Genomic DNA, 24030 nt, shown 5'->3' on the forward strand with positions numbered 1-24030 from the left:
CCCGGGGAGGCCGACGCGGGTGACGCCCCGGCGGTCCACCCCCCCCCGGCGCGGAAGCCGGGGGCTCCGGCTCCGCCCGAGCCAACGATCACCATCGGGGCCGGTCACTGGCCGGGTCGGGCGGCGGCTGCGGTATTGCATTAATTTCACCCGACCGGGGACCGGCGTGGACGGGGGACCGATCTCGTGATCGTCCGCCGGGGCGGTGCAGGATGGAGGGCATGGATCTTCGCATCTTCACCGAGCCCCAGCAGGGGGCCACCTACGACACTCTGCTCGCCGTCGCCAAGGCCACCGAGGACCTCGGCTTCGACGCCTTTTTCCGCTCCGACCACTACCTCCGCATGGGAAGCGTGGACGGCCTGCCCGGCCCCACCGACGCCTGGATCACCCTGGCCGGACTCGCCCGCGAGACCAAGCGCATCCGGCTCGGCACCCTGATGACGGCCGGCACCTTCCGGCTGCCCGGCGTGCTCGCCATCCAGGTCGCCCAGGTCGACCAGATGTCCGGCGGCCGGGTCGAACTCGGCCTCGGCGCGGGCTGGTTCGAGGAGGAGCACAAGGCCTACGGCATCCCCTTCCCCAAGGAGAAGTTCGCCCGCCTCGAGGAGCAGCTGGAGATCGTCACCGGTCTGTGGGCGACGGAACCCGGCAAGACCTTCGACTTCCACGGCACCTACTACGACCTCACGGACTCTCCCGCCCTGCCCAAGCCGGCGCAGCGGAAGATCCCCGTGCTCGTCGGCGGCCACGGCCCGTCCCGCACCCCGCGGCTGGCGGCCAAGTACGCCGACGAGTTCAACATGCCCTTCGCCTCCGTCGAGGACAGCGCGCGCCAATTCGGCCGGGTGCGCGCCGCCGCCGAGGAGGCCGGCCGCGGCGGCGACGCCCTGACCTACTCCAACGCCCTCGTCGCCTGCGTTGGCCGGGACGAGGCGGAGGTCGCCCGCCGGGCCGCCGCGATCGGCCGCGAGGTGGACGAGCTGAAGCTCAACGGCCTGGCCGGCTCCCCCTCCGAGGTCGTCGACAAGATCGGCCGCTACGCCGAGGCCGGTTCGAGCCGCATCTACCTCCAGATCCTCGACCTGGCCGACCTCGACCACCTGGAGCTGATCTCCGCGCAGGTGCAGTCGCAGCTGTCGTAGGGGCCCGCCGAACCGCCCTCGATAAACGAAGGCGCTGGTGGGCACAGGTGTGCGAAGCTGAGGGCGTCGTTCTGCCGAGCCCCCGGGATCATCGGTCCTGGGGGCTCTCGCGCGTACGGCACGGAAAACATCCACCCAGCCGGAGAGGCCCTCCGCATGTTCCTGACGATCACCACCACCGGCACTCCCGAACGCCCCGCCACCGACCTCGGCTACCTGCTGCACAAGCATCCCGACAAGGCGCAGGCGTTCTCCACCTCCTACGGCACGGCCCACGTCCTCTACCCCGAGGCCGAAGCCGGGCGCTGCACGGCGGCGCTGCTGCTGGAGGTCGACGCGGTGGCACTGGTCAGGCGCGGCAAGGGCAAGGGCCGCGGCGGCGCCCCGGACGCGGCACTCGCGCAGTACGTCAACGACCGCCCCTACGCGGCCTCCTCGCTGCTCGCCGTGGCACTCAGCAGCGTCTTCTCCAGCGCGATGAAGGGCGTCTGCAACGCCCGGCCGGAACTGCCCGCCCAGGCCAGGCCGTTGCGCGTCGAGGTGCCCGCACTGCCCGCCCGCGGCGGCCCGGACCTCGTACGGAAGCTCTTCGAGCCGCTCGGCTGGACCGTCACGGCGGAACCCGTGCCGCTGGACGTCGCGTTCCCCGCGTGGGGCCACTCGCGGTACGTGCGCCTCGTCCTGGAATCGGACACGCTCACCCTCGCCGAGGCCCTGCGCCACCTCTACGTCCTGCTCCCCGTCCTCGACGACGCCAAGCACTACTGGGTCGCCCCCGACGAGGTCGACAAGCTGCTGCGCGTCGGTGAGGGCTGGCTGCCCGGCCACCCGGAGCAGCGGCTGATCACCAGTCGCTACCTCTCGCGCCGCTGGGCGCTGACCCGGCAGGCCACCGAGCGCCTGGAGCTGGTGCGGCTCGCCGAGACCGACGACAGCGAGGTCGAGGAGATCGACAACGCCGTCGAGGCGGAGACCGAGGCCGAGGAGAAGCCGACCCCGCTGGCCGTGCGGCGCCGCGAGGCGATCGTCACGGCGCTGAGGCAGTCCGGAGCCGCCCGGGTCCTCGATCTCGGCTGCGGACAGGGCCAGTTGGTGCAGACCCTGCTCAAGGACCCGGCCTTCACCGAGATCGTCGGCGTGGACGTGTCCATGCGCGCCCTCACCATCGCCTCCCGGCGGCTGAAGCTGGACCGCATGGGCGAGCGGCAGGCCTCCCGCGTCCAGCTCTTCCAGGGCTCGCTCGCCTACACCGACGTCCGGCTCAAGGGCTACGACGCCGCCGTGCTCAGCGAGGTGATCGAGCACCTCGACCTGCCCCGGCTGCCCGCCCTGGAGTACGCGGTGTTCGGCTCGGCGCGTCCCAGGACGGTCCTCGTGACCACTCCGAACGTCGAGTACAACGTGCGCTGGGAGTCCCTCCCGGCCGGCCACGTCCGGCACGGCGACCACCGCTTCGAGTGGACCCGGGCGGAGTTCCGCGCCTGGGCCGAGGCGGTGGCCGAACGGCACGGCTACGCGGTCGAGTTCATCGCCGTGGGCCCCGACGACCCCGAGGTGGGTCCGCCCACGCAGATGGCCGTGTTCACGATGACCACCCCGAAGGAGGCGAAGGCGGCATGACCGACGAGAAGCAGGGGCGCGTGCTGCCCGTCACCGACCTGTCCCTGGTGGTGCTGATCGGGGCGTCCGGCTCCGGCAAGTCCACCTTCGCCCGCAGGCACTTCAAGCCCACCGAGGTCATCTCGTCCGACTTCTGCCGCGGCCTCGTCTCGGACGACGAGAACGACCAGGGCGCCACCAAGGACGCCTTCGACGTCCTGCACTACATCGCGGGCAAGCGCCTGGCCGCCGGCCGCCGCACGGTCGTGGACGCGACCAGCGTGCAGTCCGACGCCCGCCGCCAGCTGATCGACCTGGCCAAGCGTCACGACGTGCTGCCGATCGCGATCGTGCTCGACGTGCCCGAGGAGGTGTGCGCCGAACGCAACGCGGCCCGCACCGACCGCGCCGACATGCCCCGCCGGGTCATCCACCGCCACACCCGCGAACTGCGCCGCTCCCTCAGGCACCTGGAGCGCGAGGGCTTCCGCAAGGTGCACATCCTGCGCGGCGTCGAGGAGGTCGAGCACGCCACGGTCGTCACCGAGAAGCGCTTCAACGACCTGACCCACCTCACCGGCCCGTTCGACATCATCGGCGACATCCACGGCTGCGCCGCCGAACTGGAGGCCCTGCTCGACAAGCTGGGCTACGTCGACGGGGTCCACCCGGAGGGCCGTACGGCCGTCTTCGTCGGCGACCTGGTCGACCGCGGCCCGGACAGCCCCGGCGTGCTGCGCCGCGTCATGGCGATGGTGAAGTCCGGCAACGCCCTGTGCGTGCCCGGCAACCACGAGAACAAGTACGGCCGGTACCTGCGCGGCCGCAAGGTCCAGCACACCCACGGCCTCGCCGAGACCATCGAGCAGATGGCGGGCGAGAGCGAGGAGTTCGTCGCCGAGGTAAGGGAGTTCCTCGACGGCCTGGTCAGCCACTACGTCCTCGACGGCGGCCGGCTGGTCGTCTGCCACGCCGGCCTGCCCGAGAAGTACCACGGCCGCACCTCGGGCCGGGTCCGCAGTCACGCCCTGTACGGCGACACCACCGGGGAGACCGACGAGTTCGGCCTGCCCGTGCGCTACCCGTGGGCGGAGGACTACCGGGGCCGGGCCGCGGTCGTCTACGGCCACACCCCGGTTCCCGAGGCGACCTGGCTCAACAACACCATCTGCCTGGACACCGGCGCGGTCTTCGGCGGCAAGCTCACCGCGCTGCGCTGGCCGGAGCGCGAGCTGGCCGACGTCCCGGCCGAGCAGGTCTGGTACGAGCCGACGAAGCCGCTGCGCAGTGAGGCGCCCGGCGGGCAGGACGGCCGTCCGCTGGACCTGGCGGACGTGCGGGGCCGCCGGGTCGTCGAGACCCGGCACCAGGGCCGCGTCTCGATCCGCGAGGAGAACGCGGCGGCGGCCCTGGAGGTCATGAGCCGCTTCGCGGTGGACCCGCGGCTGCTGCCGTACCTCCCGCCGACCATGGCCCCGACGGCCACGAGCCACGTCGAGGGCTACCTGGAGCACCCCGAGGAGGCCTTCGCCCAGTACAGGGACGACGGTGTCGCCCGGGTCGTGTGCGAGGAGAAGCACATGGGCTCGCGGGCGGTGGCTTTGGTGTGCCGCGACGCGGAGGCCGCCCGCAAGCGCTTCGGCGTCGAGGGAGGTCCGACCGGGTCCCTCTACACCCGCACCGGCCGCCCCTTCCTCGACGACGAGGCCCTCACCGAGGAGATCCTCGACCGGCTGCGGACGGCGGCCGGCGAGGCCGGCCTCTGGGACGAGCTGGAGACGGACTGGCTGCTGCTGGACGCCGAGTTGATGCCCTGGTCGCTGAAGGCGTCCGGACTGCTGCGGTCGCAGTACGCCGCCGTGGGCGCGGCGTCCGGCGCGGTGCTCCCGGAGGCCCTGAGCGCCCTGCGGGGCGCGGCGGCGCGCGGCGTCGATGTGGCGGGCCTGCTGACCCGCACCGGCGAACGCGCCACCGACGCGGCCGCGTTCACCGAGGCGTACCGCCGCTACTGCTGGACCACGGACGGCCTGGAGGGCGTGCGCCTGGCCCCGTTCCAGATTCTCGCGGTCCAGGGGCGCAGCCTCGCCGGCCTGCCGCACGACGAGCAGCTCGCCCTGCTCGACCGGCTCGTCGAGCACGACGGCAGCGGCCTGCTCCAGACCACCCGGCGCCTCTACGTCGACACCGCCGACCCGGAGTCGGTGCGCGCCGGCGTCGACTGGTGGCTGGAGATGACCGGCCGCGGCGGCGAGGGCATGGTCGTCAAGCCGGTCGGCGCGGTCGTCCGCGACGGCCAGGGCCGCCTGGTGCAGCCCGGTATCAAGTGCCGCGGTCGCGAGTACCTCCGCATCATCTACGGTCCGGAGTACACCCGTCCGGAGAACCTCGCCCGCCTGCGCTCACGGTTCCTCAACCACAAGCGCTCCCTGGCGATCCGCGAGTACGCGCTGGGCCTGGAGGCCCTGGACCGACTGGCCGAGGGCGAGCCGCTGTGGCGGGTGCACGAGGCGGTGTTCGGGGTGCTGGCGCTGGAGTCGGAGCCGGTGGACCCGCGGCTGTGATCGGGTGGGCGACGGTTCTCCTGTCGCCCACCTGCGCTTCTTCGCCCTGCGCCGCCTGCGGAGCCGCCTGGCCGTGCGCACCCTGCTGACCAGCGGCCGTCTGACCGTCGAGGGCCACGCCCTGGTGCCGGGGCTCGCCCGCACCCTGGACGGCCGGCTGCGGGATGACGTCCCGCCGGCCGCACCGGCCCGCGCCCGCACCGCCGCCGCCCTGCACCGCACCGAGTGGCGGCTGCGCAACGTCGTGCCCACCCCCGCCGCCGACCCGTCCGACCTCCGCTTCCGCCGCGACCGCACCGTCTGGCCGGACGTGCCCACCCACGCCTTCGCCACCCGGCCCGCCGTCCCGCGCACCGCCGACGAGCACCTCGCCGCCGGGGACGCGGCCGCAGCGCTCACGGCGGTACGCCGACGTCCTGGCCGACGCCCCGGCGGAGCCGCAGGCCCTCGCGGGCTGGGTCGTCGCCCGCACGATCGCCGAACCGGGCCGGGCCGCCCGCCGGATGCTCGCCCGGCCGGAGGAGTCGCTGGAGCCGTCACCCCGGTGTGAGCCGGTCCGCCCCGCTTGTCGTCTGCGCGACGAGAACTGGCCGTCACGGAAACGGTCGAGGAGCGCGTCAATACGCCCTCCGATGGTCAGGATGGAGGCATGGCATACCACGTCCACTCCGAGGCCGGGCGGCTGCGCCGCGTCATCCTGCACCGGCCCGATCTCGAGCTCAAAAGGCTCACCCCGAGCAACAAGACCTCGCTGCTCTTCGACGACGTGCTGTGGGTGCGCAGGGCCCGCGCCGAGCACGACGGATTCGCCGACGTGCTGCGCGACCGCGGCGTCGAGGTCCACCTCTTCGGTGACCTGCTGGCCGAGACGCTCGAGGTCCCGGTGGCCAGATCCCTCGTCCTGGAGCGGGTCTTCGACGAGAAGGAGTACGGCCCGCTGGCCACCGACCCGCTCAGAGCCGCCTTCGAGAACATGCCCGCGCCGGAGCTGGCCGAGGTCCTGATCGGTGGCATGACGAAACGCGAGTTCCTCGACGTGCACCCGGAGCCGACCTCCGTGCGCTTCCACGTGATGGAACTGGACGACTTCCTGCTGGGCCCGCTGCCCAACCACCTCTTCACCCGCGACACCTCTGCCTGGATCTACGACGGCGTGTCCATCAACGCCATGCGCTGGCCCGCCCGGCAGCGCGAGACCGTGCACTTCGAGGCGATCTACCGGCACCACCCGCTGTTCCGCGACGAGACGTTCCACGAGTGGTCCAAGGGGCAGAGCGACTACCCGTCCACGATCGAGGGCGGGGACGTGCTGGTCATCGGCAACGGGGCGGTGCTCATCGGCATGAGCGAGCGCACCACGCCGCAGGCCGTGGAGATGCTCGCGCACAAGCTGTTCGCCGCCGGGTCCGCCGAGACGATCGTGGCCCTCGACATGCCCAAGCGGCGTGCCTTCATGCACCTCGACACCGTGATGACGATGGTCGACGGCGACACCTTCACCCAGTACGCGGGCCTAGGCATGCTCCGCTCGTACACCATCGAGCCCGGCGTGGGCGAGAAGGAGCTGAAGGTCACCGACCATCCGCCGGAGCACATGCACCGCGCGATCGCCGCCGCCCTCGGCCTGAACCAGATCCGTGTCCTGACCGCCACCCAGGACGTGCACGCGGCCGAGCGCGAGCAGTGGGACGACGGCTGTAACGTCCTCGCCGTCGAACCCGGCGTCGTGGTCGCCTACGAACGGAACTCCACCACCAACACCCACCTGCGCAAACAAGGCATCGAGGTGATAGAGATCCCGGGCAGCGAACTGGGCCGGGGCAGGGGCGGCCCGCGGTGCATGAGCTGCCCCGTCGAACGCGATCCCGTATAGGCATGCTGAAGCTCGTATAGTATTCCAGCGTCCCGTCCCCGTATCCCTGGAGTGCCCTCATGGCGACTGTCCCGACCGCCCTCGCCGGCCGCCATCTCCTCAAGGAGCTGGACCTCACCGCGGAGGAGTTCCGCGGTCTGGTCGAGCTGGCCGCCGACCTGAAGGCCGCCAAGCAGGGCGGGATCGAGCCCCGGTACCTCCAGGGCCGGAACATCGCGCTGATCTTCGAGAAGACCTCCACCCGCACCCGCTGCGCGTTCGAGGTGGCGGCCGTCAATCAGGGCGCCTCGACCACGTACCTCGACCCCTCCGGCTCCCAGATAGGGCACAAGGAGTCGGTCAAGGACACCGCGCGGGTGCTGGGCCGGATGTACGACGCGATCGAGTACCGGGGCGACAGCCAGCAGAAGGTGGAGGAGCTGGCGGCGCACGCCGGGGTGCCCGTCTACAACGGGCTCACCGACGAGTGGCACCCCACCCAGATGCTCGCCGACGTGCTGACCATGACCGAGCACTGCGCCAAGCCGCTGACCGGCATCGCCTTCGCCTACCTGGGGGACGCCCGCTTCAACATGGGCAACTCCTACCTGGTCACCGGCGCCCTGCTCGGCATGGACGTACGGATCGTCGCGCCGAAGGAGTACTGGCCCGCCGAGGAGATCGTCGACCGGGCCCGGGCACTCGCCGCGACCAGCGGTGCCCGCATCACGCTCACCGAGACCGTGGACGAGGGCGTCCGCGGCGCCGACTTCGTCGCCACGGACGTCTGGGTCTCGATGGGTGAGCCGAAGGATGTCTGGGCCGAGCGCATCACGGCCCTCGCCCCCTACGCGGTGACCATGGACGTCCTGCGCGCCACGGGCAACCCGGACGTGAAGTTCCTGCACTGCCTGCCCGCCTTCCACGACCTCGGCACCAAGGTCGGCCAGGAGATCCACGCGGCCTACGGCCTGGACTACCTGGAGGTCTCCGACGAGGTCTTCGAGTCGGCCTACTCGGTCGTCTTCGACGAGGCGGAGAACCGGATGCACACCATCAAGGCGGTCATGGTGGCAACCCTCGCCTGAACAGGCCTGGCCAACCCTCGCCTGATCAGGCCTTATGCTGTCCGGCGGCCCGGCACCACCCCTCCTCCGCGGCCGCCGCGCGACGCACCCGTCGCTCCCGCACCACCAGAAACGAGCACCACCCGCATGCCCGCTCCCCGTATCAAGCCCCCCGCCCTTCTCGTGGCGGAGTCGGGCGCCGACCGTGAGGGTCACGGTCTGAAGCGCACGATGGGTCTCTTCCAGCTGGTCTGCTTCGGCATCGGCGCGATCGTCGGCACCGGCATCTTCGTCGGACTGTCCGACTCGGTCGCCCAGGCCGGCCCGGCCGTCGTCGTCTCCTTCCTCCTCGCCGCGATCACCTGCGTCTTCACCGCGTTCGCCTTCGCCGAGCTGGGCGGCGCGATCCCGGTCTCCGGATCCTCGTACTCCTTCGCCTACGCCGGTCTCGGCGAGGGCACGGCCTTCCTCGTCGGCTGGTGCCTGCTGCTGGAGTACGGCGTGTCGGTGTCCGCGGTGGCGGTCGGCTGGAGCCAGTACGTCAACGAGCTCCTCGACAGTGTCGTCGGACTGCACCTGCCCACGGCCCTGTCGGCCGGGCCGGGCGACGGCGGGGTCGTCAACCTCCCGGCCGTGATCGTCATCGCCATGGCCGCCGTCCTGCTGGTGCGCGGCGTGCGCGAGAGCGCCCGGGCCACCGCCGCGATGGCCGTGCTGAAGCTCGCCGTCCTGGTGGCCTTCGTCGCGATCGGCTTCACCGCGTTCGAGGACGGCAACCTCACCCCGTTCTCGCCGACGGGCCTCGCCGGCATCGGCGCGGGCACCACCGCCGCCTTCTTCTCGTACATCGGCTTCGACGCGATCACCACCGCCGGTGAAGAGGCCAAGAACCCGCGCCGGGACATCCCCGTGGCGATCCTCGTCTGCATCGGCCTGGTCACGCTGCTCTACTGCGCGGTGGCGCTCGCCGCGATCGGCGCCATCGGCGGCGACGCGGTCGGCGGCCGTCCGGCGGCCCTGTCCTACGTCGTCAACCAGGTCACCGGCTCCGCCGTCGGCGGCGGTGTGATCGCCTTCGGCGCGGTCGTCGCCATCGCCTCGGTCGTGCTCGCAGTGATGTACGGCCAGACGCGGATCCTGATGTCCATGTCCCGCGACGGGCTGATCCCGCGCGTCTTCGAGAAGGTGTCGCCGAAGACCTCCACGCCGGTCGCCGGCACGCTGATCGTGGCCGGCGTCTTCGCGCTCCCCGCGGCCTTCGCCCCGCTGGACGCCGTGGTCAACCTGTGCACCATCGGCACGCTCGCCACCATGGCCGTCGTCAACATCGCGGTCATCGCCCTGCGCCGCCGCGAGCCGGACCTCGCCCGCACCTTCCGGGTGCCGCTCTACCCCGTCACCCCGCTGCTCGGCGTCGGCTTCTGCCTGTACCTGATGTACGAGACGGGTGCGACGACCTGGATCCAGTTCGCGGGATTCCTGCTGGTGGGGGTCGCCCTGTACCTGCTCTACGGGCGCCGGAACTCCCGGCTCGCCGCGGTCACGCCGGCGAACGCCGCTGAGCGGGAACCACAGGCAGTCTGAACCAGACCGCCTTGCCGGACTCGGTCGGGCGGTGCCCGCAGGAGGAGCTCAGGGCGCGGATCAGCAGCAGCCCGCGCCCGTGCTCCTGCCAGGGGTCGGGCGGCCCGCCGGCCGGGCGGGTGAGGTCGCCGGGCGGGGCCGGGTCGGTGTCGTGGACCTCGACCTGACATCCCGACGGCATCAGCTCCACGACCAGCTCTATCGGCGTCTCGCCCGTGGTGTGCTCCACGGCGTTCGCCACCAGCTCCGCCGTCAGCAGCTCCGCGGTGTCGCAGTCCGCCCCGTGCCGCAACTCGGCCAGCGCCGTACGGACCAGGGCACGGGCCACGGGCACCGCCGCTGCGGTGTGCGGCAGCGCGATGCGCCAGGAGGCGGGAGCTGAGGAGAGTTCGTACACGGCGGGTCCGTTCATGGAGCAGGACATCCTGCTTTCAACCTGATGAATGGTACGGCGCCGCTCTTCCGAGGCATCCCGGGGGCACCGTCGGAGGCGCCCTTGCCTCCTTGCCGGACGGCTTACCCAGGTGAACGCGCCGCCGCGCACAGCTGCTCCCGCCGTTACGCCGGTGTGGACGATCTGTGACGGATGTGACCGGCCCAGGTCACGCCGGGCCCACATCGGAGTCCTACCCGGACGGCCTATCGCGCACTCATGACGACAGTCACGGATGAGTGATAGCTTCGAAGGGTAGAGCTCTGTGAGGCAGTGCCCGCCCGAGGAGGCCGCACATCATGAGTCCCTTCACCGGCTCCGCCGCCCGTACCCCAGGCTGGGAGCATCTGCGCGTCGACATCGCCGACGGCGTCGCCACCGTCACCCTGGCCCGCCCCGAGAAGCTCAACGCGCTCACCTTCGGCGCCTACGCCGACCTGCGCGACCTGCTCGCCGAGCTGTCCCGGGAGCGGTCCGTACGGGCCATGGTGCTGGCCGGGGAAGGCCGCGGCTTCTGCTCCGGCGGCGACGTCGACGAGATCATCGGTGCCACCCTCGCCATGGACACCGCCCAGCTCCTGGACTTCAACCGGATGACCGGCCAGGTGGTCCGCGCGATCCGCGAGTGCCCGTTCCCCGTGATCGCGGCGCTGCACGGCGTGGCCGCGGGAGCCGGAGCGGTCCTCGCCCTGGCCGCGGACTTCCGCGTCGCCGACCCCACCGCCCGCTTCGCCTTCCTCTTCACCCGCGTTGGCCTCTCCGGCGGTGACATGGGCGCGGCCTACCTGCTGCCCCGGGTCGTCGGCCTGGGCCACGCGACCCGCCTGCTCATGCTGGGCGACCCGGTCCGGGCCATCGAGGCGGAGCGCATCGGCCTGATCAGCGAACTGACGGAGGAAGGCGCCGCCGACGAGGCCGCACACCAGCTGGCCCACCGCCTGGCAGAGGGCCCGGCCCTGGCCTACGCCCAGACCAAGGCCCTGCTCACGTCCGAACTGGACATGCCCCTGGCGGCCTCGGTGGAACTCGACGCCTCGACCCAGGCGCTGTTGATGAACGGCGAGGACTACGCCGAGTTCCACGCGGCGTTCACGGAGAAGCGCCCCCCGAAGTGGAGCGGACGGTGACCGCGGTCCCTCCGGGCGACACCGGCCACCCCCTCCGCGTCGCGATCATCGGCGGCGGTCCGGGAGGGCTCTACGCCGCCGCCCTCCTCAAACGCCTCGACCCGCAGCGGCAGATCACCGTCTGGGAGCGCAACGCCCCCGACGACACCTTCGGCTTCGGCGTGGTCCTCTCCGACGAGACACTCGGCGGCATCGAACACGCCGACCCCCGGGTCTACCAGGCCCTCCAGCAGCACTTCACCCGCTGGGACGACATAGACATCGTCCACCGCACCCACCGCCACACCTCCGGCGGACACGGATTCGCGGCCCTCGGCCGCAAGCGGCTGCTCGAGATCCTCCACACCCGCTGCCGCGAACTCGGCGTCGACCTCCGCTTCCGCACCGAGGCCCCGCACGACCTCCCGCACACCCACGACCTGGTCATCGCCGCCGACGGCATCCACAGCACCACCCGCGAAACCCACGCGGACGTCTTCCGCCCCCGGGTGACGACCCACCGCTGCCGCTACATCTGGCTCGCCGCCGACTTCCCCTTCGACTCCTTCCGCTTCGAGATCGCCGAGACCGAACACGGCGTGATGCAGCTCCACGGCTACCCCTACGCCCCCGACGCCTCGACCGTGATCATCGAGATGCGCGAAGAGGTCTGGCACGCGGCCGGCTTCGACGAGCTGGGCGACGAGGAGTCGATCGAGCGCTGCGGCAAGATCTTCGCGGAGGCGCTGCGCGGCCGCCCCCTGAAGTCGAACAACTCCACGTGGACGACGTTCCGGACGGTCGTCAACGAGCGCTGGTCGCACGGCAACATCGTGCTCCTCGGGGACGCCGCCCACACCGCCCACTTCTCCATCGGCTCCGGCACCAAGCTCGCCGTCGAGGACGCTCTCGCCCTGGCCGCCTGTCTGGAGGAGCGGGACTCGCTGCCCGAGGCCCTGAGCGCCTACGAGGAGGAGCGGCGCCCCGTCGTCGCCTCCACCCAGCGCGCGGCCCGGGCCAGCCTGGAGTGGTTCGAGAACATCGCCCTCTACCTGGACCAGCCGCCCCGCCAGTTCGCCTTCAACCTGCTCACCCGCAGCCGCCGCGTCACGCACGACAACCTGCGGCTGCGCGACGCCCGTTTCACCCGGACGGTCGAGCGCGAGTTCGGCTGCCCGCCCGGCACGCCCCCGATGTTCACGCCGTTCCGGCTGCGCGGCCTGACTCTGCGCAACCGGGTCGTCGTCTCGCCCATGGACATGTACTCGGCCGTCGACGGCGTCCCCGGCGACTTCCACCTCGTCCACCTGGGCGCGCGGGCGCTGGGCGGGGCCGGGCTGGTGATGACCGAGATGGTGTGCGTCAGCGAGGAGGGCCGCATCACGCCCGGCTGCGCCGGCCTCTACACGGGCCGGCAGGCCGAGGCGTGGAAGCGGATCACCAACTTCGTGCACGGCCGGGCCCCGGGCACCGCGATCGGCGTGCAGCTCGGCCACAGCGGCCGCAAGGGTTCCACGCGGCTGATGTGGGAGGGCATGGACGAGCCGCTGGAAGAGGGCAACTGGCCGCTCGTCGCCCCCTCGGCGCTGCCGTACAAGGAATTCAGCCAGACGCCGCGTGAGCTGTCCCGCGCTCAACTCACCGACATCCGGGAGCAGTTCACGGCGTCCGCGGTGCGCGCTGCCCGGGCCGGTTTCGACCTGCTCGAACTGCACTGCGCGCACGGCTACCTGTTGTCCGGGTTCCTCTCCCCGCTGACCAACCGGCGCACCGACGCCTACGGCGGCTCCCTGGAGAAGCGGCTGCGCTTCCCGCTGGAGGTCTTCGACGCCGTACGGAACGTGTGGCCGGGGGAGCGGCCCATGACCGTCCGTGTCTCCGCCACCGACTGGGCCGAGGGCGGCACGACCGCCGAGGACGCCGTCGAGATCGCGCGGGCCTTCGCCGCGCGCGGCGCCGACGCGATCGACGTGTCGACGGGCCAGGTCGTCGCGGACGAGCGGCCGGAGTTCGGGCGGTCGTACCAGACGCCGTTCGCGGACCGGATCCGCCACGCCACCGGCATCCCGGTGATCGCGGTCGGCGCGATCTCCTCCTGGGACGACGTCAACTCCCTGATCCTCGCGGGCCGCGCCGACCTCTGCGCCCTGGCCCGCCCCCACCTCTACGACCCCCACTGGACCCTGCACGCGGCGGCCGAGCAGGACTACACCGGCCCGGGCGCGCCCTGGCCGGATCCGTACCGCGCGGGCAGCCGCCGCCCCCGGACGGGCCGTACGGACGCCCCGAAACCGCGACTGAGTCTGGGAGGCGGCGCCGCCGGCGGCGATTAGGATCCGTGGCATGGCCCTGACCCTGGACGACGTGGACCGGTTCGAAGCCTTCAGGCCGCGCCTGGAGGCGGTGGCCTATCGGCTGCTCGGGTCGGCGAGCGAGGCCGAGGACGCCGTGCAGGAGACGTTCCTGCGCTGGCAGGGCGCCGACATCGAGCGCATCGACGTGCCCGAGGCATGGCTGACGAAGGTGCTCACCCACCTGTGCCTCAACCAGCTCACCTCGGCCCGTGCGCGGCGTGAGACCTACGTCGGGCAGTGGCTGCCCGAGCCGCTGCTCGCCGGGGACCGGATGCTGGGGCCCGCCGACACCGCCGAGCAGCGGGAATCGGTCTCGTACGCGGTGCTCGTCCTGCTGGAACGCCTGTCCCCGAACGAACGGGCCGTGTACGTGCTGCGGGAGGCCTTCGACTATCCGCACCGGGAGATCGCCGAGATCCTCGACATCACCGAGGCCTCCAGCCAGCAGATCTTCCACCGCGCGAAGAAGCACGTCGCGGACGGCAGGGCCCGTACCCGCACCGAGATCGACGAGGCCGCCGCGCGCCGGATCATCGACGAGTTCCTCGCGGCCGCCGCCACCGGGAAGACCGAGCCGCTCGTGCGGCTGCTCACCGGGGACGCCGTCGCGGTCGGCGACGGCGGCGGGAAGGTCCCGGCGCGCGCCAGGGCCTTCGAGGGTGCCCTCGCGGTCGCCAAGTTCATGCGGGGCCTGTTCAAGCCCAGTGCGGCCAAGCGCGCCCTGGTCGGCGGCTCGCCCGACGTCTACGCCTGGACCGCCAACGGCGACCCCGCCCTCGTGGTGGTCCTCGACGGCCGGGTCATCGGCGTCATGTGCCTGGAGGTCGCCGACGACGGCATCATGGCGTTCCGCAACCAGGTCAACCCCGACAAGCTCGAACGCGCGACCCGGCTGTGGGCCGCCGGCGACCACGGAGAGCCCCTGCTCAGGGTCTTCTGACCCGGCCGCCCGTGGTGTGACGCGCATCACATCACCCTCCTGTCAGGAATCGGCGGGCCGCCCGGTTCAAGTGGCGAATCCCGCTGAAGACAGCCGTCATGACAGGAGCTACGCCATGCAGCACCGCATCGTCGTCCTCGGAGCCGGCTACACCGGAGCAACCGCCGCCGGGCGCCTCGCCAAGCGATTGCACCGCGAAGACGTCGCCATCACCCTCGTCAACGCCGAGCCCGATTTCGTCGAACGCGTCCGGATGCACCAGCTCGCAGCCGGCCAGGACCTCGAGCCCCGGCCCTTCGACGAGATGTTCGAGGGAACCGGCGTCTTGCTGAAGCAGGGGAAGGTCACCGGCCTCGACGCCGACCGCAAGACCGTCACCGTCGCCGCCCCGGAGGGCGCGGGGGAGGAGCGGGACGAGGTCCTGCCGTACGACACCCTCGTCTACGCCCTCGGCAGCGGCTGGAACGACCAGGGCGTGCCCGGCACCGCCGAGCACGCCCACGACATCGCCGGCCGCCCCGGAGCGCTCCGGCTGCGCGAGCGCCTGGCCGGCCTGGCCGCCGGGGAGTCCGTGGTCGTGGTCGGTGGCGGCCTCACCGGGGTGGAGGCGGCGACCGAGATCGCCGAGGCCCGCCCGGACCTCGATGTCGCCCTGGCCGTCCGTGGCGGATTCGGCGACTGGCTCTCGCCCAAGGGCGGCGGGCACCTGCGGAAGACCTTCGACCGGCTGGGCATCACGGTCCATGAGCACACCGCCGTCACCGCCGTCGACGCCGACCGCGTCACCACCGCCGACGGCACGACCCTCCCGGCCGCGGTCACCGTGTGGACCACGGGCTTCGCCGTCCACCCCGTAGCCCGGGCCACCACCCTGGACACGAGCGGCACCGGCCAGATCGTGGTCGACCGGACCATGCGCTCGGTGTCCCATCCGGACGTGTACGCCGTCGGCGACGCCGCCCTGGCGATGGGCCCCGGGGACAAGCCTTTGCGGATGTCGTGCGCCTCGGGCGTCCCCACCGCCTGGCAGGCCGCCGACGCCATCGCGGCCCGGCTGACCGGCGGGAAGGTCCCGAACGTGCCGGTGCGCTACTTCAACCAGTGCATCTCGCTCGGGCGCAAGGACGGCCTGATCCAGTACGTCACCGCCGACGACCGGGCGAAGTCCGCGGCCCTGACCGGCCGGCTCGCCGCGCTCTACAAGGAGATCATCTGCAAGGGCGCGGCCTGGGGCGTCGCCCACCCGACGCTCCTGCCGGTGCGCCGCCGCCGCGTCGTGCGGGATACCGCCGTCGTCCCGGAGGGCTCGCCGGTCAGGACGGCGGCCTGACCCGTGGGGGCGCCGACCGTCTCAGACCGGGTAGGCGTGGGTCTGGGTGGCCTTCACCGTCGCCCAGACCTCCGCCCCCGGGTGGAGACCGAGTTCGGCCGCGGCGACCGTCGTGAGGTCGGCGACGAGCGGGAGTTCACCGGTGAGGTCGGCGCGGATCTGGTCGCCGTGGGTCTCCAGCCCCGCCACCTCGCAATGCCACAGATTGCGGGCGCTGGAGCGGGTGGGCCGCTCCCTGTGCAGGGTGACCGCGCTCGGCGGGAACGCCACGAAGACCGCGCCGGACAGCACCTCCGTGGTGGTCAGGTGCGGGCCGTCGGCGAGCCGCACGGTGTGGCCGTCGGACTCGCCCCGGTAGAGGTTCAGGCCGACCAGCTGCGCGATGTAGTCCGTACGGGGATGGCGGGCGATGTCGGCGGGGGTGCCCTCCTGGACCACCCGGCCGTGCTCCACGACCACCAGCCGGTCGGCCAGCACCATGGCGTCGAGCGGATCGTGGGTGACGAGCACGGCGACCGCCTCGAAGTCGGCCAGATGACGCCGGAGCTGCGCACGGACCTCCAGCCGGGTCCGGGCGTCCAGGGCCGCCAGCGGCTCGTCGAGCAGCAGCAGCCGGGGACGGGTCGCCAGGGCACGGGCCAGGGCGACGCGCTGGGCCTGCCCGCCGGAGAGCCTGCGGGGCTTGGCACCGGCGTGCGCCGCGAGGCCGAGGCGGTCGAGCCACTCGGCGGCCTGCGCCCGGGCCTCGGCCTTGGTCGCGCCCTGGCAGCGGGGGCCGAAGGCGACGTTGTCGAGGGCCGTGAGGTGCGGGAAGAGCAGGTAGTCCTGGAAGACGACACCGACGGGACGGGTCTCGGGCGGCGTACGGTCCAGCTCGGTGCCGTCCAGCCGCAGATGGCCGCCGGAGAGCGGGGTCAGGCCGGCCAGGGCGCGCAGCGCGGTGGTCTTGCCGGCACCGTTCGGTCCGAGCAGGGCGACGACCTCGCCGGGCGCGACGGTCAGCGCCACATCGAGTTGGAAGCCGCCCCGGTCCACGACGAGGCGGGCTTCGAGCCCGTCGACGGAGACGCCGGTGGCGGCGTGGGTCCGGGTCATCCGGCGCTCATCCATCGGTCGCGCAACCCGGCGAGCACCGCGATCGACACCGCCAGCAGCACCAGGCTGAGGGCGATCGCGGCCTCCGGGTCGCTCTGCAGGGCCAGGTAGACGGCCAGGGGCATGGTCTGGGTGCGGCCGGGGAAGTTGCCGGCGAAGGTGATCGTCGCGCCGAACTCCCCGAGCGCCCGCGCCCAGGCGAGGACCGCGCCGGCCGCGATGCCCGGCGCGATCAGCGGCAGCGTGACCCGGCGGAACGCGGTGAAGCGGGACGCGCCCAGAGTGGCGGCCGCCTCCTCGTAGCGCGGATCGGCGGCCCGCAGGGTGCCCTCGACGCTGATCACGAGGAACGGCATCGCCACGAACGCCTCCGCGATCACGACCCCGGCGGTGGTGAAGGGCAGCGTGATCCCGAACCACGCGTCGAGCCACTGCCCGACGATGCCGTTGCGGCCGAGCGCCATCAGCAGCGCCACACCGCCGACGACCGGAGGCAGGACGAGGGGCAGGGTGACGAGGGCGCGCACGAGGCCGCGGCCGGGGAAGTCGACGCGGGCCAGCAGCCAGGCCAGCGGCACGCCGATGACCAGGCTCACGCCGGTGGCGAGGGTCGCGCAGATCAGCGAGAGCTTGAGCGCCTGCCACACGTCCGGGCTGGTCAGCTGCGTGGGCAGGCTGTGCCACGGGGTCCGTACGAGCAGGGCGATCAGCGGCACGATCAGGAAGGCCAGGCCGAGCAGCGCGGGGATCAGCAGGGGCAGCGGCACGCCCGTCCGGACGCGCCGGCGCCGCGGACCGCCCCGGAGGGTGTCGGCCGCGGCACGAGACTTGTCGGTCGGGAGCGTCACGGCTTGAGGAACCCGGCCCCGCTCAGGACCTTCTGGCCCTCGGCGGACCGCACCAGCGCGATGAACGCCTTGGCGGCCTCGGCGTTGCGCGCGTCCTTGAGCAGGGCGATCGGGTAGTCGTTGACGGCGTCGGCGGACTCGGGGAACTCCACGCCCTCCACCTTGTCACCCGCGGCGCGCACGTCCGTCTTGTAGACGACGGCGGCGTCGGCCTCCTTCAGCTCGACCTTGGTGAGGGCGGCCTTCACGTCCTGCTCGTAGGAGACGGGTGTGAGCTTCAGCCTGCTCGCGTCCAGGGCCTTCTGCGCGGCGGCGCCGCACGGCACCTCCTGGTCGCAGAGCACGACCTTCTGCCCCGCCTCGGTGAGGTCCTCGAGCGAGGAGATCTTCCCGGGGTTGCCGGGCAGGGTGGCGATCTCCAGCTCGTTGCGGACGAACGTGGCGGGGGTGCCCGAGGCGTCCCCGGCGTCCGTGACGATCTTCATCGTCCTGGGGCTGGCCGAGGCGAAGACGTCGGCCGGGGCGCCGCCGGTGATGCTCGCGGCCAGCGAGTCACTGCCGCCGAAGCTGAAGGTGACCTTCGTGCCGGGGTGCTCCTTCTCGAACTGCTTGCCCAGCGTCGTGAAGCTCTCCTTCAGCGAGGCCGCGGCGAACACGGTCACCTCGCCGGAGAGCTTGCCCGCCCCGGAGGAGTCCGGCTTCGCCGAGGAGTCCGAGCCGGACGAGCCGGACGAACAGGCGCTCAGGGCCAGCAGGGCGGCGGCTGCTGCTCCCGCGGCCGGCTGGAGCGGACAGCGGGCCCGGCGCGCGGTACGGGTCATCACGGATCTACTCCCTCGGTTCAGTATGCGCCGATGATAATGCCGCAGATGCGAGGGAAAAGGCCCCTGTGGATTCGCATGAGCGGGGACAGAGATCCCTCCGGGTGGCATGTGCGTTCGCACGACAGTGCCGGCCGGAGCCGGGTCTACTCGGCGTGCTCCCGGTGCACGTGGTGCTCGAGCACCCAGCGGCCGACGAGCGCGCCGCCGTAGACGACGTAGCCCACGCCGATGAGCCAGGACTCCACGACGAGGACGACGCCCATCGCTCCGTAGCTGATGGCGTTGGTGACGATGAGCGGGGTGAAGACGAAGTAGGAGAACATGCGCAGGCCGACCAGGCCGGCCATGGTGGCCAGCGCCCCGGGGAGCAGATCGGTCCAGCGGACCTGCCCGCCCAGCAGGAAGCGCTGCCCCCACCAGAAGAACAGCACACCGGACGCCGCGCTCAGCGCGATCCGCTCCGGCCCCGAGACGATGCTGCGCGTCTGCACCTCCTGGTACAGGTACGCGGTCATCGCGATCATCCACACCGCCTGCCGCCAGACGCGGTGCCACGGGCCCGAGGGCAGGCCCCAGATCCGCTCGTAGCCGTTCTGCACGCTCCCGCCGAACGCGACACCGAAGACCGCGAGGGCGACCCCGCCGAGCACGCTCGTGGTGCCGATGACCTTGCGCGGCGGGCTGATGATGTCCGTGAGCAGCCGCGCGGAGCGCCCGGACAGCCCCATGCCGTCGGCGAGCCACAGGGCGAACCCGCCCCGTTCCAGCGGGTCGGCGGCGGCGACCACGATGAGCAGTGGCGCCAGGGTGACCAGGGCGAGGGTGGCGAACCCCGTGGCCCGGTGCAGCAACTCCACCTCGCGGCCCTGCCGGACGAGGGTGTGCGCACCGGCCCGGTGCCACCCGCCGTGCACCGAGCGCCCCCACCGCCTCACGGGAGCCGGTCCGCGCGGGAGCCTGTCGTCCTCGGTGGTGTGGTGACGGTCATCCCTCGGTCCGCCTCCCGGTACGCGCTCCGTCCAGTCGCGGACATCGTTGACCGTTCCATGGCGGAGCAAACGCCGCAAACCGGGCGGCATCCCGGTCGTCCGGGTGGGTCAGAGGCCGACGAACGCCGCCCCCGCGTCCCGCAGCCGCTCGTGCAGCCCCCGGAACACCGCCGAGGAGCGCACCCCCGGCCAGTCCGCGGGAAGCAGCTCGGACGGCAGGCCCGGGTCGGTGTAGGGCAGGTGGCGCCAGGAGTCCAGGGCGAGGAGGTAGTCCCGGTAGGCCTCCTCCGGCGGGGTGTCCTCGCGTTTCTCCCAGTCGCGCAGCACTCGCGCGTGGCGGTCGAGGAACTCCTCGTGCTCCTTGGCGATGGCCGCCAGGTCCCACCACCGGGCTACGGCCTCCGCGGTCGGGGCGAAGCCGAGGTGGTCACCGCGGAAGAAGTCGACGTACGCGTCGAGCCGCAGCCGCTGGAGCGTGTGCCGGGTCTCCTCGTACAGCCGCGCGGGCGCGATCCACACGCCCGGAGCGGCCGTGCCGAAACCGAGCCCGGCCAGCCGGGAGCGCAGCACGTGCCGCTTCTGCCGCTCGGACTCCGGCACGGAGAACACCGCGAGCACCCAGCCCTCGTCCTCGGGCGGAGCGCAGGCGTAGATGCGGCGGTCGCCGTCGTCGAGCAACTGACGGGCGTCCGGGGACAGTTCGTAACCGGCCGCGCCCTGTGCGGTGCGGGCCGGCACGAGCAGGCCGCGTCTCTTGAGCCGTGACACCGAGGAGCGTACGGACGGAGCGTCCACGCCGGCCGCGGCCAGTAGCCGGATCAGTTCGGCTACCGGCACGGGGCCCGGCATGAAGCGGCCGTACGCGCCGTAGAGCGTGACGATGAGAGACCGTGGTGCATGGTGGTCGGACACGTTGATCATCTTAGGTCGTACGGATCATTCCCGGTCGCCTTCCGGTACCCCCGGTGCACGCAGCCTGAATCGCTGGAGCTTGCCGGTGGCCGTGCGCGGCAGCGCGTCCAGGAAGACGATCTCGCGCGGGCACTTGTACGGCGCCAGTTCGCTCTTCACGAAGGCGCGCAGCGCCTCGGCGTCCCGCTCCGCGCCCTCCTTGAGGACGGCGAAGGCCAGCACGACCTGCCCGCGGGCCTCGTCGGGCCGTCCCACGACCGCCGCCTCCACCACGTCCGGGTGCCGCAGCAGGGCGTCCTCCACCTCGGGTCCGGCGATGTTGTACCCGGCCGAGATGATCATGTCGTCGGCGCGGGCGACGTAGCGGAAGTAGCCGTCGGGGTCGCGGACGTAGGTGTCGCCGGTGACGTTCCAGCCGCCGCGCACGTAGTCCCGCTGGCGCGGGTCGGCCAGGTAGCGGCAGCCGACCGGTCCGCGTACGGCGAGCAGACCCGGCTGCCCGTCGGGCACGGGCTCGCCGTCCGCGTCCTGCACGCGCGCCTGCCAGCCCGGCACCGGAACGCCCGTGGTTCCGGGCCGGATCCGGTCGTCCGCAGCGGAGATGAAGATGTGCAGCAGCTCGGTGGCGCCGATGCCGTTGATGAGGCGCAGGCCCGTGCGCTCGTGCCAGGCCTGCCAGGTGGCCGCGGGCAGGTTCTCGCCGGCCGAGACGCAGCGGCGCAGCGAGGAGACGTCGTGCCCGTCGAGCTCGTCGAGCATCGCGCGGTACGCCGTCGGGGCGGTGAACAGTACGGAGACCCGGTGCCGGGCGATGGCGGGCAGCAGCTGCCGCGGCCCGGCCTGTTCGAGCAGCAGTGCACTCGCACCCGCCCGCAGCGGGAAGACCACCAGACCGCCGAGGCCGAAGGTGAAGCCCAGCGGGGGACTGCCGGTGAAGACGTCGTCCGGGCAGGGCTTCAGGACGTGCCGGGAGAACGTGTCGGCGATCGCCAGCACGTCCCGGTGCAGGTGCATGCAGGCCTTCGGGCGGCCGGTGGTGCCGGAGGTGAAGGCGATCAGTGCCACGTCGTCGGCAGCCGTCGCGACCGCCTGATACGGGGTCGTGGGTGCCGGGCGGTTGAGGAGGTCGTCCGGGGCGTCACCGCCGTAGGCCGTGATCCGCAGGCCCGGGATCTCGGCCTTGGCGAGGTCGTCGACGGCCCGGATGTCGCACAGGGCGTGCTCCACCCGCGCGATCTCGCACATCGTGCTCAGCTCGTGCGGGCGCTGCTGGGCGAGCACCGTGACCGCCACCGCCCCCGCCTTCAGCACCGCCAGCCAGCACGCCGCGAGCCAGGGGGTGGTGGGGCCGCGCAGCAGCACCCGGTTGCCCGGGACGACGCCGAGTTCGCCGGTGAGCACATGGGCGAGGCGGTCCACGCGGGCACGCAGATCGCCGTACGTCCACGGCTCGCCGGTGGCGGTGAGGAAGGCCAGGCGTTCGCCGGGTGGGCCGGTCAGCAGGTCGGCGGCGCAGTTGAGCCGTTCGGGGTAGTGCAGCTCCGGCAGATCGAAGCGGAGCTCGGGCCATTGGTCCGGGGGTGGCAGATGGTCCCGGGCGAAGGTGTCGACGTGGGCCGTGCGCCGTGCGGTCATACGGTTCGCCCCCTTGGCGTGGTGGGCTCGCACCTGGAGCGTATCGTGTTGATGACGACAGTCAACGGTCCGCGATAGCCTCGGAGTGGCCCAGCCGGAACGCAGGGTGGCGGAGAAGGGACCGGCGATGACCGCATTCTCACTCGAACCGGCACAACTCGCCTGGTGCGCGGAGCTGCGCACCCTGGCGGCGGAACGGCTCCACCCGCTGGCCGACAAGGGCGAACCGGGGCATGTGAACCGCGCCCTGGTCGCCGAGCTCGGCAGCCTCGGCCTGCTCGGCCGTCTGTTCACCTCGGGCGCGCTGGACCTGTGCCTGATGCGCGAGTCCCTGGCCTACGCCTGCACGGAGGCGGAGACGGCCCTGGCCCTCCAGGGCCTCGGCGCCCATCCGGTGCACGCGTACGGAACCGAGGCGCAACGCGCCCGCTGGCTCCCCCTGGTCACCGCCGGCACGGCGATCGCGGCCTTCGCGCTGAGCGAGCCGGGGGCGGGATCGGACGCGGCGGCACTGGAGCTCCGGGCGGAGGCGGAGGCGGAGACGGACGCGTCGCAGGCCGGTCGGTCATCGGACGCTCCGGCGCCCACCGTCGACACATCACTCACCGCCGCCCCCGACGGCCCCGCCCGCTGGCGGCTCACCGGAGAGAAGTGCTGGATCTCCAACGCCCCCGAGGCCGACTTCTACACTGTCTTCGCCCGCACCACACCGGGCGCCGGGGCGCGAGGCGTCACCGCCTTCCTCGTCCCCGCCGACCGGCCTGGACTGACCGGCCGCGGACTGGACATGCTCTCGCCGCACCCCATCGGCGCCCTCGACTTCGACGCCGTGCCGGTGACGGCCGACGACGTGCTCGGCGAGGCGGACCGCGGCTTCCGGGTCGCCATGGGGACGCTCAACCTGTTCCGGCCCAGCGTCGGCGCGTTCGCGGTCGGCATGGCGCAGGCGGCCCTCGACGCGACCCTCGCTCACACCGCCGGACGCGACGCCTTCGGGGGTAAACTGCGGGACCTTCAGGCCGTCTCGCACCAGGTCGCCGAGATGGCCCTGCGCACCGAGGCGGCCCGGCTGATGGTGCACGCGGCGGCCTCGGCGTACGACGCGGCCGACCCGGACGTGCCCCGGCGCTCCGCCATGGCGAAACTGCTCGCCACCGAGACCGCGCAGTACGTCGTCGACACGGCCGTCCAGCTGCACGGCGCCCGAGCGCTGCAACGCGGCCACCTGCTCGAACACCTCTACCGCGAGGTGCGCGCCCCGCGCATCTACGAGGGGGCCAGCGAGGTGCAGCGCGGCATCATCGCCAAGGAGTTGTACGCCCGTCAGGAGGCCCGGTGAGCACCGAGCGCGTCAACCCGTCCGAGCTGTCCCCGCCGACCGGCTTCTCCCACGCCGTGGTGGCGTCCGGGTCACGGGTGGTGTTCCTCGCGGGGCAGACCGCCCTGGACGCCGACGGCAAGGTGGTCGGGCGCACCCTGCCCGAGCAGTTCGAGCGGGCTCTGGCCAACCTGCTGGCCGCCCTCGCGGCGGCCGGTGGCACACCCTCCGACCTGGCCCGCGTCACCGTCTATGCCACGGATGTCGAGGCGTACCGCACCCACGCGCCCGAACTGGGCCGCACCTGGCGCGCGTTGGCCGGTCGCGACTACCCCGCCATGGCGGTCGTCGGGGTCGGCCGGCTGTGGGACGCGGAGGCCATGGTGGAACTGGACGGCTTCGCGGTTCTGCCGTAGCGAGGCCGTCGTGCCGCAGTGC

The 24030-nt window shown here is 72.4% G+C and carries 20 protein-coding genes; 13 read left to right on the forward strand and 7 right to left on the reverse strand.

Translation table 11 applies throughout. From position 1 onward, the window contains the following. Nucleotides 1–221 precede the first annotated feature (221 nt). The 7 genes from K4G64_RS06905 to K4G64_RS06935 all read left to right on the forward strand — a co-directional run bounded on the left by K4G64_RS06905 (nucleotide 222) and on the right by K4G64_RS06935 (nucleotide 9808). Nucleotides 222–1145, forward strand: coding sequence for an LLM class F420-dependent oxidoreductase (locus tag K4G64_RS06905; protein WP_221755133.1), 924 nt, complete (start codon nucleotides 222–224; stop codon nucleotides 1143–1145). Nucleotides 1146–1301: 156 nt separating this feature from the next. Next, nucleotides 1302–2765 carry a 3' terminal RNA ribose 2'-O-methyltransferase Hen1 gene (locus tag K4G64_RS06910; RefSeq protein WP_221755134.1) on the forward strand — a complete coding sequence of 488 codons (1464 nt, stop codon included), beginning with the start codon at nucleotides 1302–1304 and terminating at the stop codon, nucleotides 2763–2765. After that, the gene (locus K4G64_RS06915) at nucleotides 2762–5305 is read left to right on the forward strand and encodes a polynucleotide kinase-phosphatase (protein ID WP_221755135.1); all 2544 of its coding nucleotides are present in this window, start codon (nucleotides 2762–2764) and stop codon (nucleotides 5303–5305) included. Before K4G64_RS06910 ends, K4G64_RS06915 begins: the two co-directional genes overlap by 4 nt. A 4-nt stretch (nucleotides 5306–5309) precedes the next feature. Beyond that, complete coding sequence (locus K4G64_RS06920; protein WP_221755136.1) at nucleotides 5310–5855, forward strand: hypothetical protein; 546 nt, start codon at nucleotides 5310–5312, stop codon at nucleotides 5853–5855. A gap of 99 nt (nucleotides 5856–5954) precedes the next feature. Then, on the forward strand, nucleotides 5955–7178 hold the full coding sequence (locus K4G64_RS06925; RefSeq protein WP_221755137.1) for an arginine deiminase: 1224 nt from the start codon (nucleotides 5955–5957) through the stop codon (nucleotides 7176–7178). A gap of 59 nt (nucleotides 7179–7237) precedes the next feature. Next, a complete protein-coding gene (gene argF, locus K4G64_RS06930; protein ID WP_221755138.1) occupies nucleotides 7238–8245 on the forward strand; it encodes an ornithine carbamoyltransferase in 1008 nt (335 codons plus the stop codon). Between the two features lie 126 nt (nucleotides 8246–8371). Further along, nucleotides 8372–9808, forward strand: a complete 1437-nt coding sequence (locus K4G64_RS06935; RefSeq protein ID WP_221755139.1) for an amino acid permease — start codon at nucleotides 8372–8374, stop codon at nucleotides 9806–9808. Here the strand turns inward: K4G64_RS06935 and K4G64_RS06940 are convergent. After that, nucleotides 9765–10232, reverse strand: a complete 468-nt coding sequence (locus tag K4G64_RS06940; protein WP_221755140.1) for an ATP-binding protein — start codon at nucleotides 10230–10232, stop codon at nucleotides 9765–9767. The two genes, K4G64_RS06935 and K4G64_RS06940, sit on opposite strands and share 44 nt — an antisense overlap. 308 nt (nucleotides 10233–10540) lie before the next feature. Between K4G64_RS06940 and K4G64_RS06945 the strand changes: the two genes are divergently transcribed. From K4G64_RS06945 to K4G64_RS06960, 4 genes are all read left to right on the forward strand, one after another. Beyond that, nucleotides 10541–11368, forward strand: a complete 828-nt coding sequence (locus tag K4G64_RS06945) for an enoyl-CoA hydratase family protein (RefSeq protein WP_221755141.1) — start codon at nucleotides 10541–10543, stop codon at nucleotides 11366–11368. After that, the gene (locus K4G64_RS06950) at nucleotides 11365–13680 is read left to right on the forward strand and encodes a bifunctional salicylyl-CoA 5-hydroxylase/oxidoreductase (RefSeq protein WP_221755142.1); all 2316 of its coding nucleotides are present in this window, start codon (nucleotides 11365–11367) and stop codon (nucleotides 13678–13680) included. Before K4G64_RS06945 ends, K4G64_RS06950 begins: the two co-directional genes overlap by 4 nt. A gap of 10 nt (nucleotides 13681–13690) precedes the next feature. Next, on the forward strand, nucleotides 13691–14641 hold the full coding sequence (sigJ, locus tag K4G64_RS06955; protein WP_221755143.1) for an RNA polymerase sigma factor SigJ: 951 nt from the start codon (nucleotides 13691–13693) through the stop codon (nucleotides 14639–14641). 115 nt (nucleotides 14642–14756) lie between these two features. Further along, a complete protein-coding gene (locus tag K4G64_RS06960; RefSeq protein WP_221755144.1) occupies nucleotides 14757–15971 on the forward strand; it encodes an NAD(P)/FAD-dependent oxidoreductase in 1215 nt (404 codons plus the stop codon). Between the two features lie 21 nt (nucleotides 15972–15992). Here K4G64_RS06960 and K4G64_RS06965 read toward each other — a convergent pair whose 3' ends face one another. The 6 genes from K4G64_RS06965 to K4G64_RS06990 all read right to left on the reverse strand — a co-directional run bounded on the left by K4G64_RS06965 (nucleotide 15993) and on the right by K4G64_RS06990 (nucleotide 22274). Continuing rightward, nucleotides 15993–17066, reverse strand: a complete 1074-nt coding sequence (locus K4G64_RS06965; protein ID WP_221755145.1) for an ABC transporter ATP-binding protein — start codon at nucleotides 17064–17066, stop codon at nucleotides 15993–15995. After that, the gene (locus tag K4G64_RS06970) at nucleotides 17063–17914 is read right to left on the reverse strand and encodes an ABC transporter permease (protein WP_221755146.1); all 852 of its coding nucleotides are present in this window, start codon (nucleotides 17912–17914) and stop codon (nucleotides 17063–17065) included. Before K4G64_RS06970 ends, K4G64_RS06965 begins: the two co-directional genes overlap by 4 nt. After that, a complete protein-coding gene (gene modA, locus K4G64_RS06975) occupies nucleotides 17911–18735 on the reverse strand; it encodes a molybdate ABC transporter substrate-binding protein (protein ID WP_221755147.1) in 825 nt (274 codons plus the stop codon). Before modA ends, K4G64_RS06970 begins: the two co-directional genes overlap by 4 nt. Before the next feature lie 146 nt (nucleotides 18736–18881). Beyond that, nucleotides 18882–19652: a ribonuclease BN gene (locus tag K4G64_RS06980; RefSeq protein WP_221755148.1), complete on the reverse strand. Its 771-nt coding sequence runs from the start codon at nucleotides 19650–19652 to the stop codon at nucleotides 18882–18884. 183 nt (nucleotides 19653–19835) lie between these two features. Beyond that, nucleotides 19836–20648: a PaaX family transcriptional regulator C-terminal domain-containing protein gene (locus K4G64_RS06985; protein ID WP_221755149.1), complete on the reverse strand. Its 813-nt coding sequence runs from the start codon at nucleotides 20646–20648 to the stop codon at nucleotides 19836–19838. Between the two features lie 15 nt (nucleotides 20649–20663). Further along, nucleotides 20664–22274 carry an AMP-binding protein gene (locus K4G64_RS06990; RefSeq protein WP_221755150.1) on the reverse strand — a complete coding sequence of 537 codons (1611 nt, stop codon included), beginning with the start codon at nucleotides 22272–22274 and terminating at the stop codon, nucleotides 20664–20666. 127 nt (nucleotides 22275–22401) lie between these two features. Between K4G64_RS06990 and K4G64_RS06995 the strand changes: the two genes are divergently transcribed. Together K4G64_RS06995 and K4G64_RS07000 are read left to right on the forward strand one after the other, a co-directional pair. After that, nucleotides 22402–23613 carry an acyl-CoA dehydrogenase family protein gene (locus K4G64_RS06995; RefSeq protein ID WP_221755151.1) on the forward strand — a complete coding sequence of 404 codons (1212 nt, stop codon included), beginning with the start codon at nucleotides 22402–22404 and terminating at the stop codon, nucleotides 23611–23613. Further along, a complete protein-coding gene (locus K4G64_RS07000) occupies nucleotides 23610–24008 on the forward strand; it encodes a RidA family protein (protein WP_221755152.1) in 399 nt (132 codons plus the stop codon). The genes K4G64_RS06995 and K4G64_RS07000 overlap by 4 nt, the downstream gene beginning before the upstream one ends. Nucleotides 24009–24030: the final 22 nt, after the last annotated feature.

The sequence above is a fragment of the Streptomyces sp. WAC04114 genome (assembly GCF_019733245.1).
Lineage (GTDB): Bacteria > Actinomycetota > Actinomycetes > Streptomycetales > Streptomycetaceae > Streptomyces > Streptomyces massasporeus_A.

Coding starts and splice junctions, on each gene's coding strand:
- K4G64_RS06960 (WP_221755144.1), top strand. CDS start 14,757: ATGCAGCACCGCATCGTCGTCCTCGGAGCCGGCTACACCGGAGCAACC.
- sigJ (WP_221755143.1), top strand. CDS start 13,691: ATGGCCCTGACCCTGGACGACGTGGACCGGTTCGAAGCCTTCAGGCCG.
- K4G64_RS06915 (WP_221755135.1), top strand. CDS start 2,762: ATGACCGACGAGAAGCAGGGGCGCGTGCTGCCCGTCACCGACCTGTCC.
- K4G64_RS06925 (WP_221755137.1), top strand. CDS start 5,955: ATGGCATACCACGTCCACTCCGAGGCCGGGCGGCTGCGCCGCGTCATC.
- K4G64_RS06965 (WP_221755145.1), bottom strand. CDS start 17,066: ATGACCCGGACCCACGCCGCCACCGGCGTCTCCGTCGACGGGCTCGAA.
- modA (WP_221755147.1), bottom strand. CDS start 18,735: ATGACCCGTACCGCGCGCCGGGCCCGCTGTCCGCTCCAGCCGGCCGCG.
- K4G64_RS06910 (WP_221755134.1), top strand. CDS start 1,302: ATGTTCCTGACGATCACCACCACCGGCACTCCCGAACGCCCCGCCACC.
- K4G64_RS06945 (WP_221755141.1), top strand. CDS start 10,541: ATGAGTCCCTTCACCGGCTCCGCCGCCCGTACCCCAGGCTGGGAGCAT.
- K4G64_RS06985 (WP_221755149.1), bottom strand. CDS start 20,648: ATGATCAACGTGTCCGACCACCATGCACCACGGTCTCTCATCGTCACG.
- K4G64_RS06935 (WP_221755139.1), top strand. CDS start 8,372: ATGCCCGCTCCCCGTATCAAGCCCCCCGCCCTTCTCGTGGCGGAGTCG.
- K4G64_RS06995 (WP_221755151.1), top strand. CDS start 22,402: ATGACCGCATTCTCACTCGAACCGGCACAACTCGCCTGGTGCGCGGAG.
- K4G64_RS06990 (WP_221755150.1), bottom strand. CDS start 22,274: ATGACCGCACGGCGCACGGCCCACGTCGACACCTTCGCCCGGGACCAT.
- argF (WP_221755138.1), top strand. CDS start 7,238: ATGGCGACTGTCCCGACCGCCCTCGCCGGCCGCCATCTCCTCAAGGAG.
- K4G64_RS06905 (WP_221755133.1), top strand. CDS start 222: ATGGATCTTCGCATCTTCACCGAGCCCCAGCAGGGGGCCACCTACGAC.
- K4G64_RS06940 (WP_221755140.1), bottom strand. CDS start 10,232: ATGTCCTGCTCCATGAACGGACCCGCCGTGTACGAACTCTCCTCAGCT.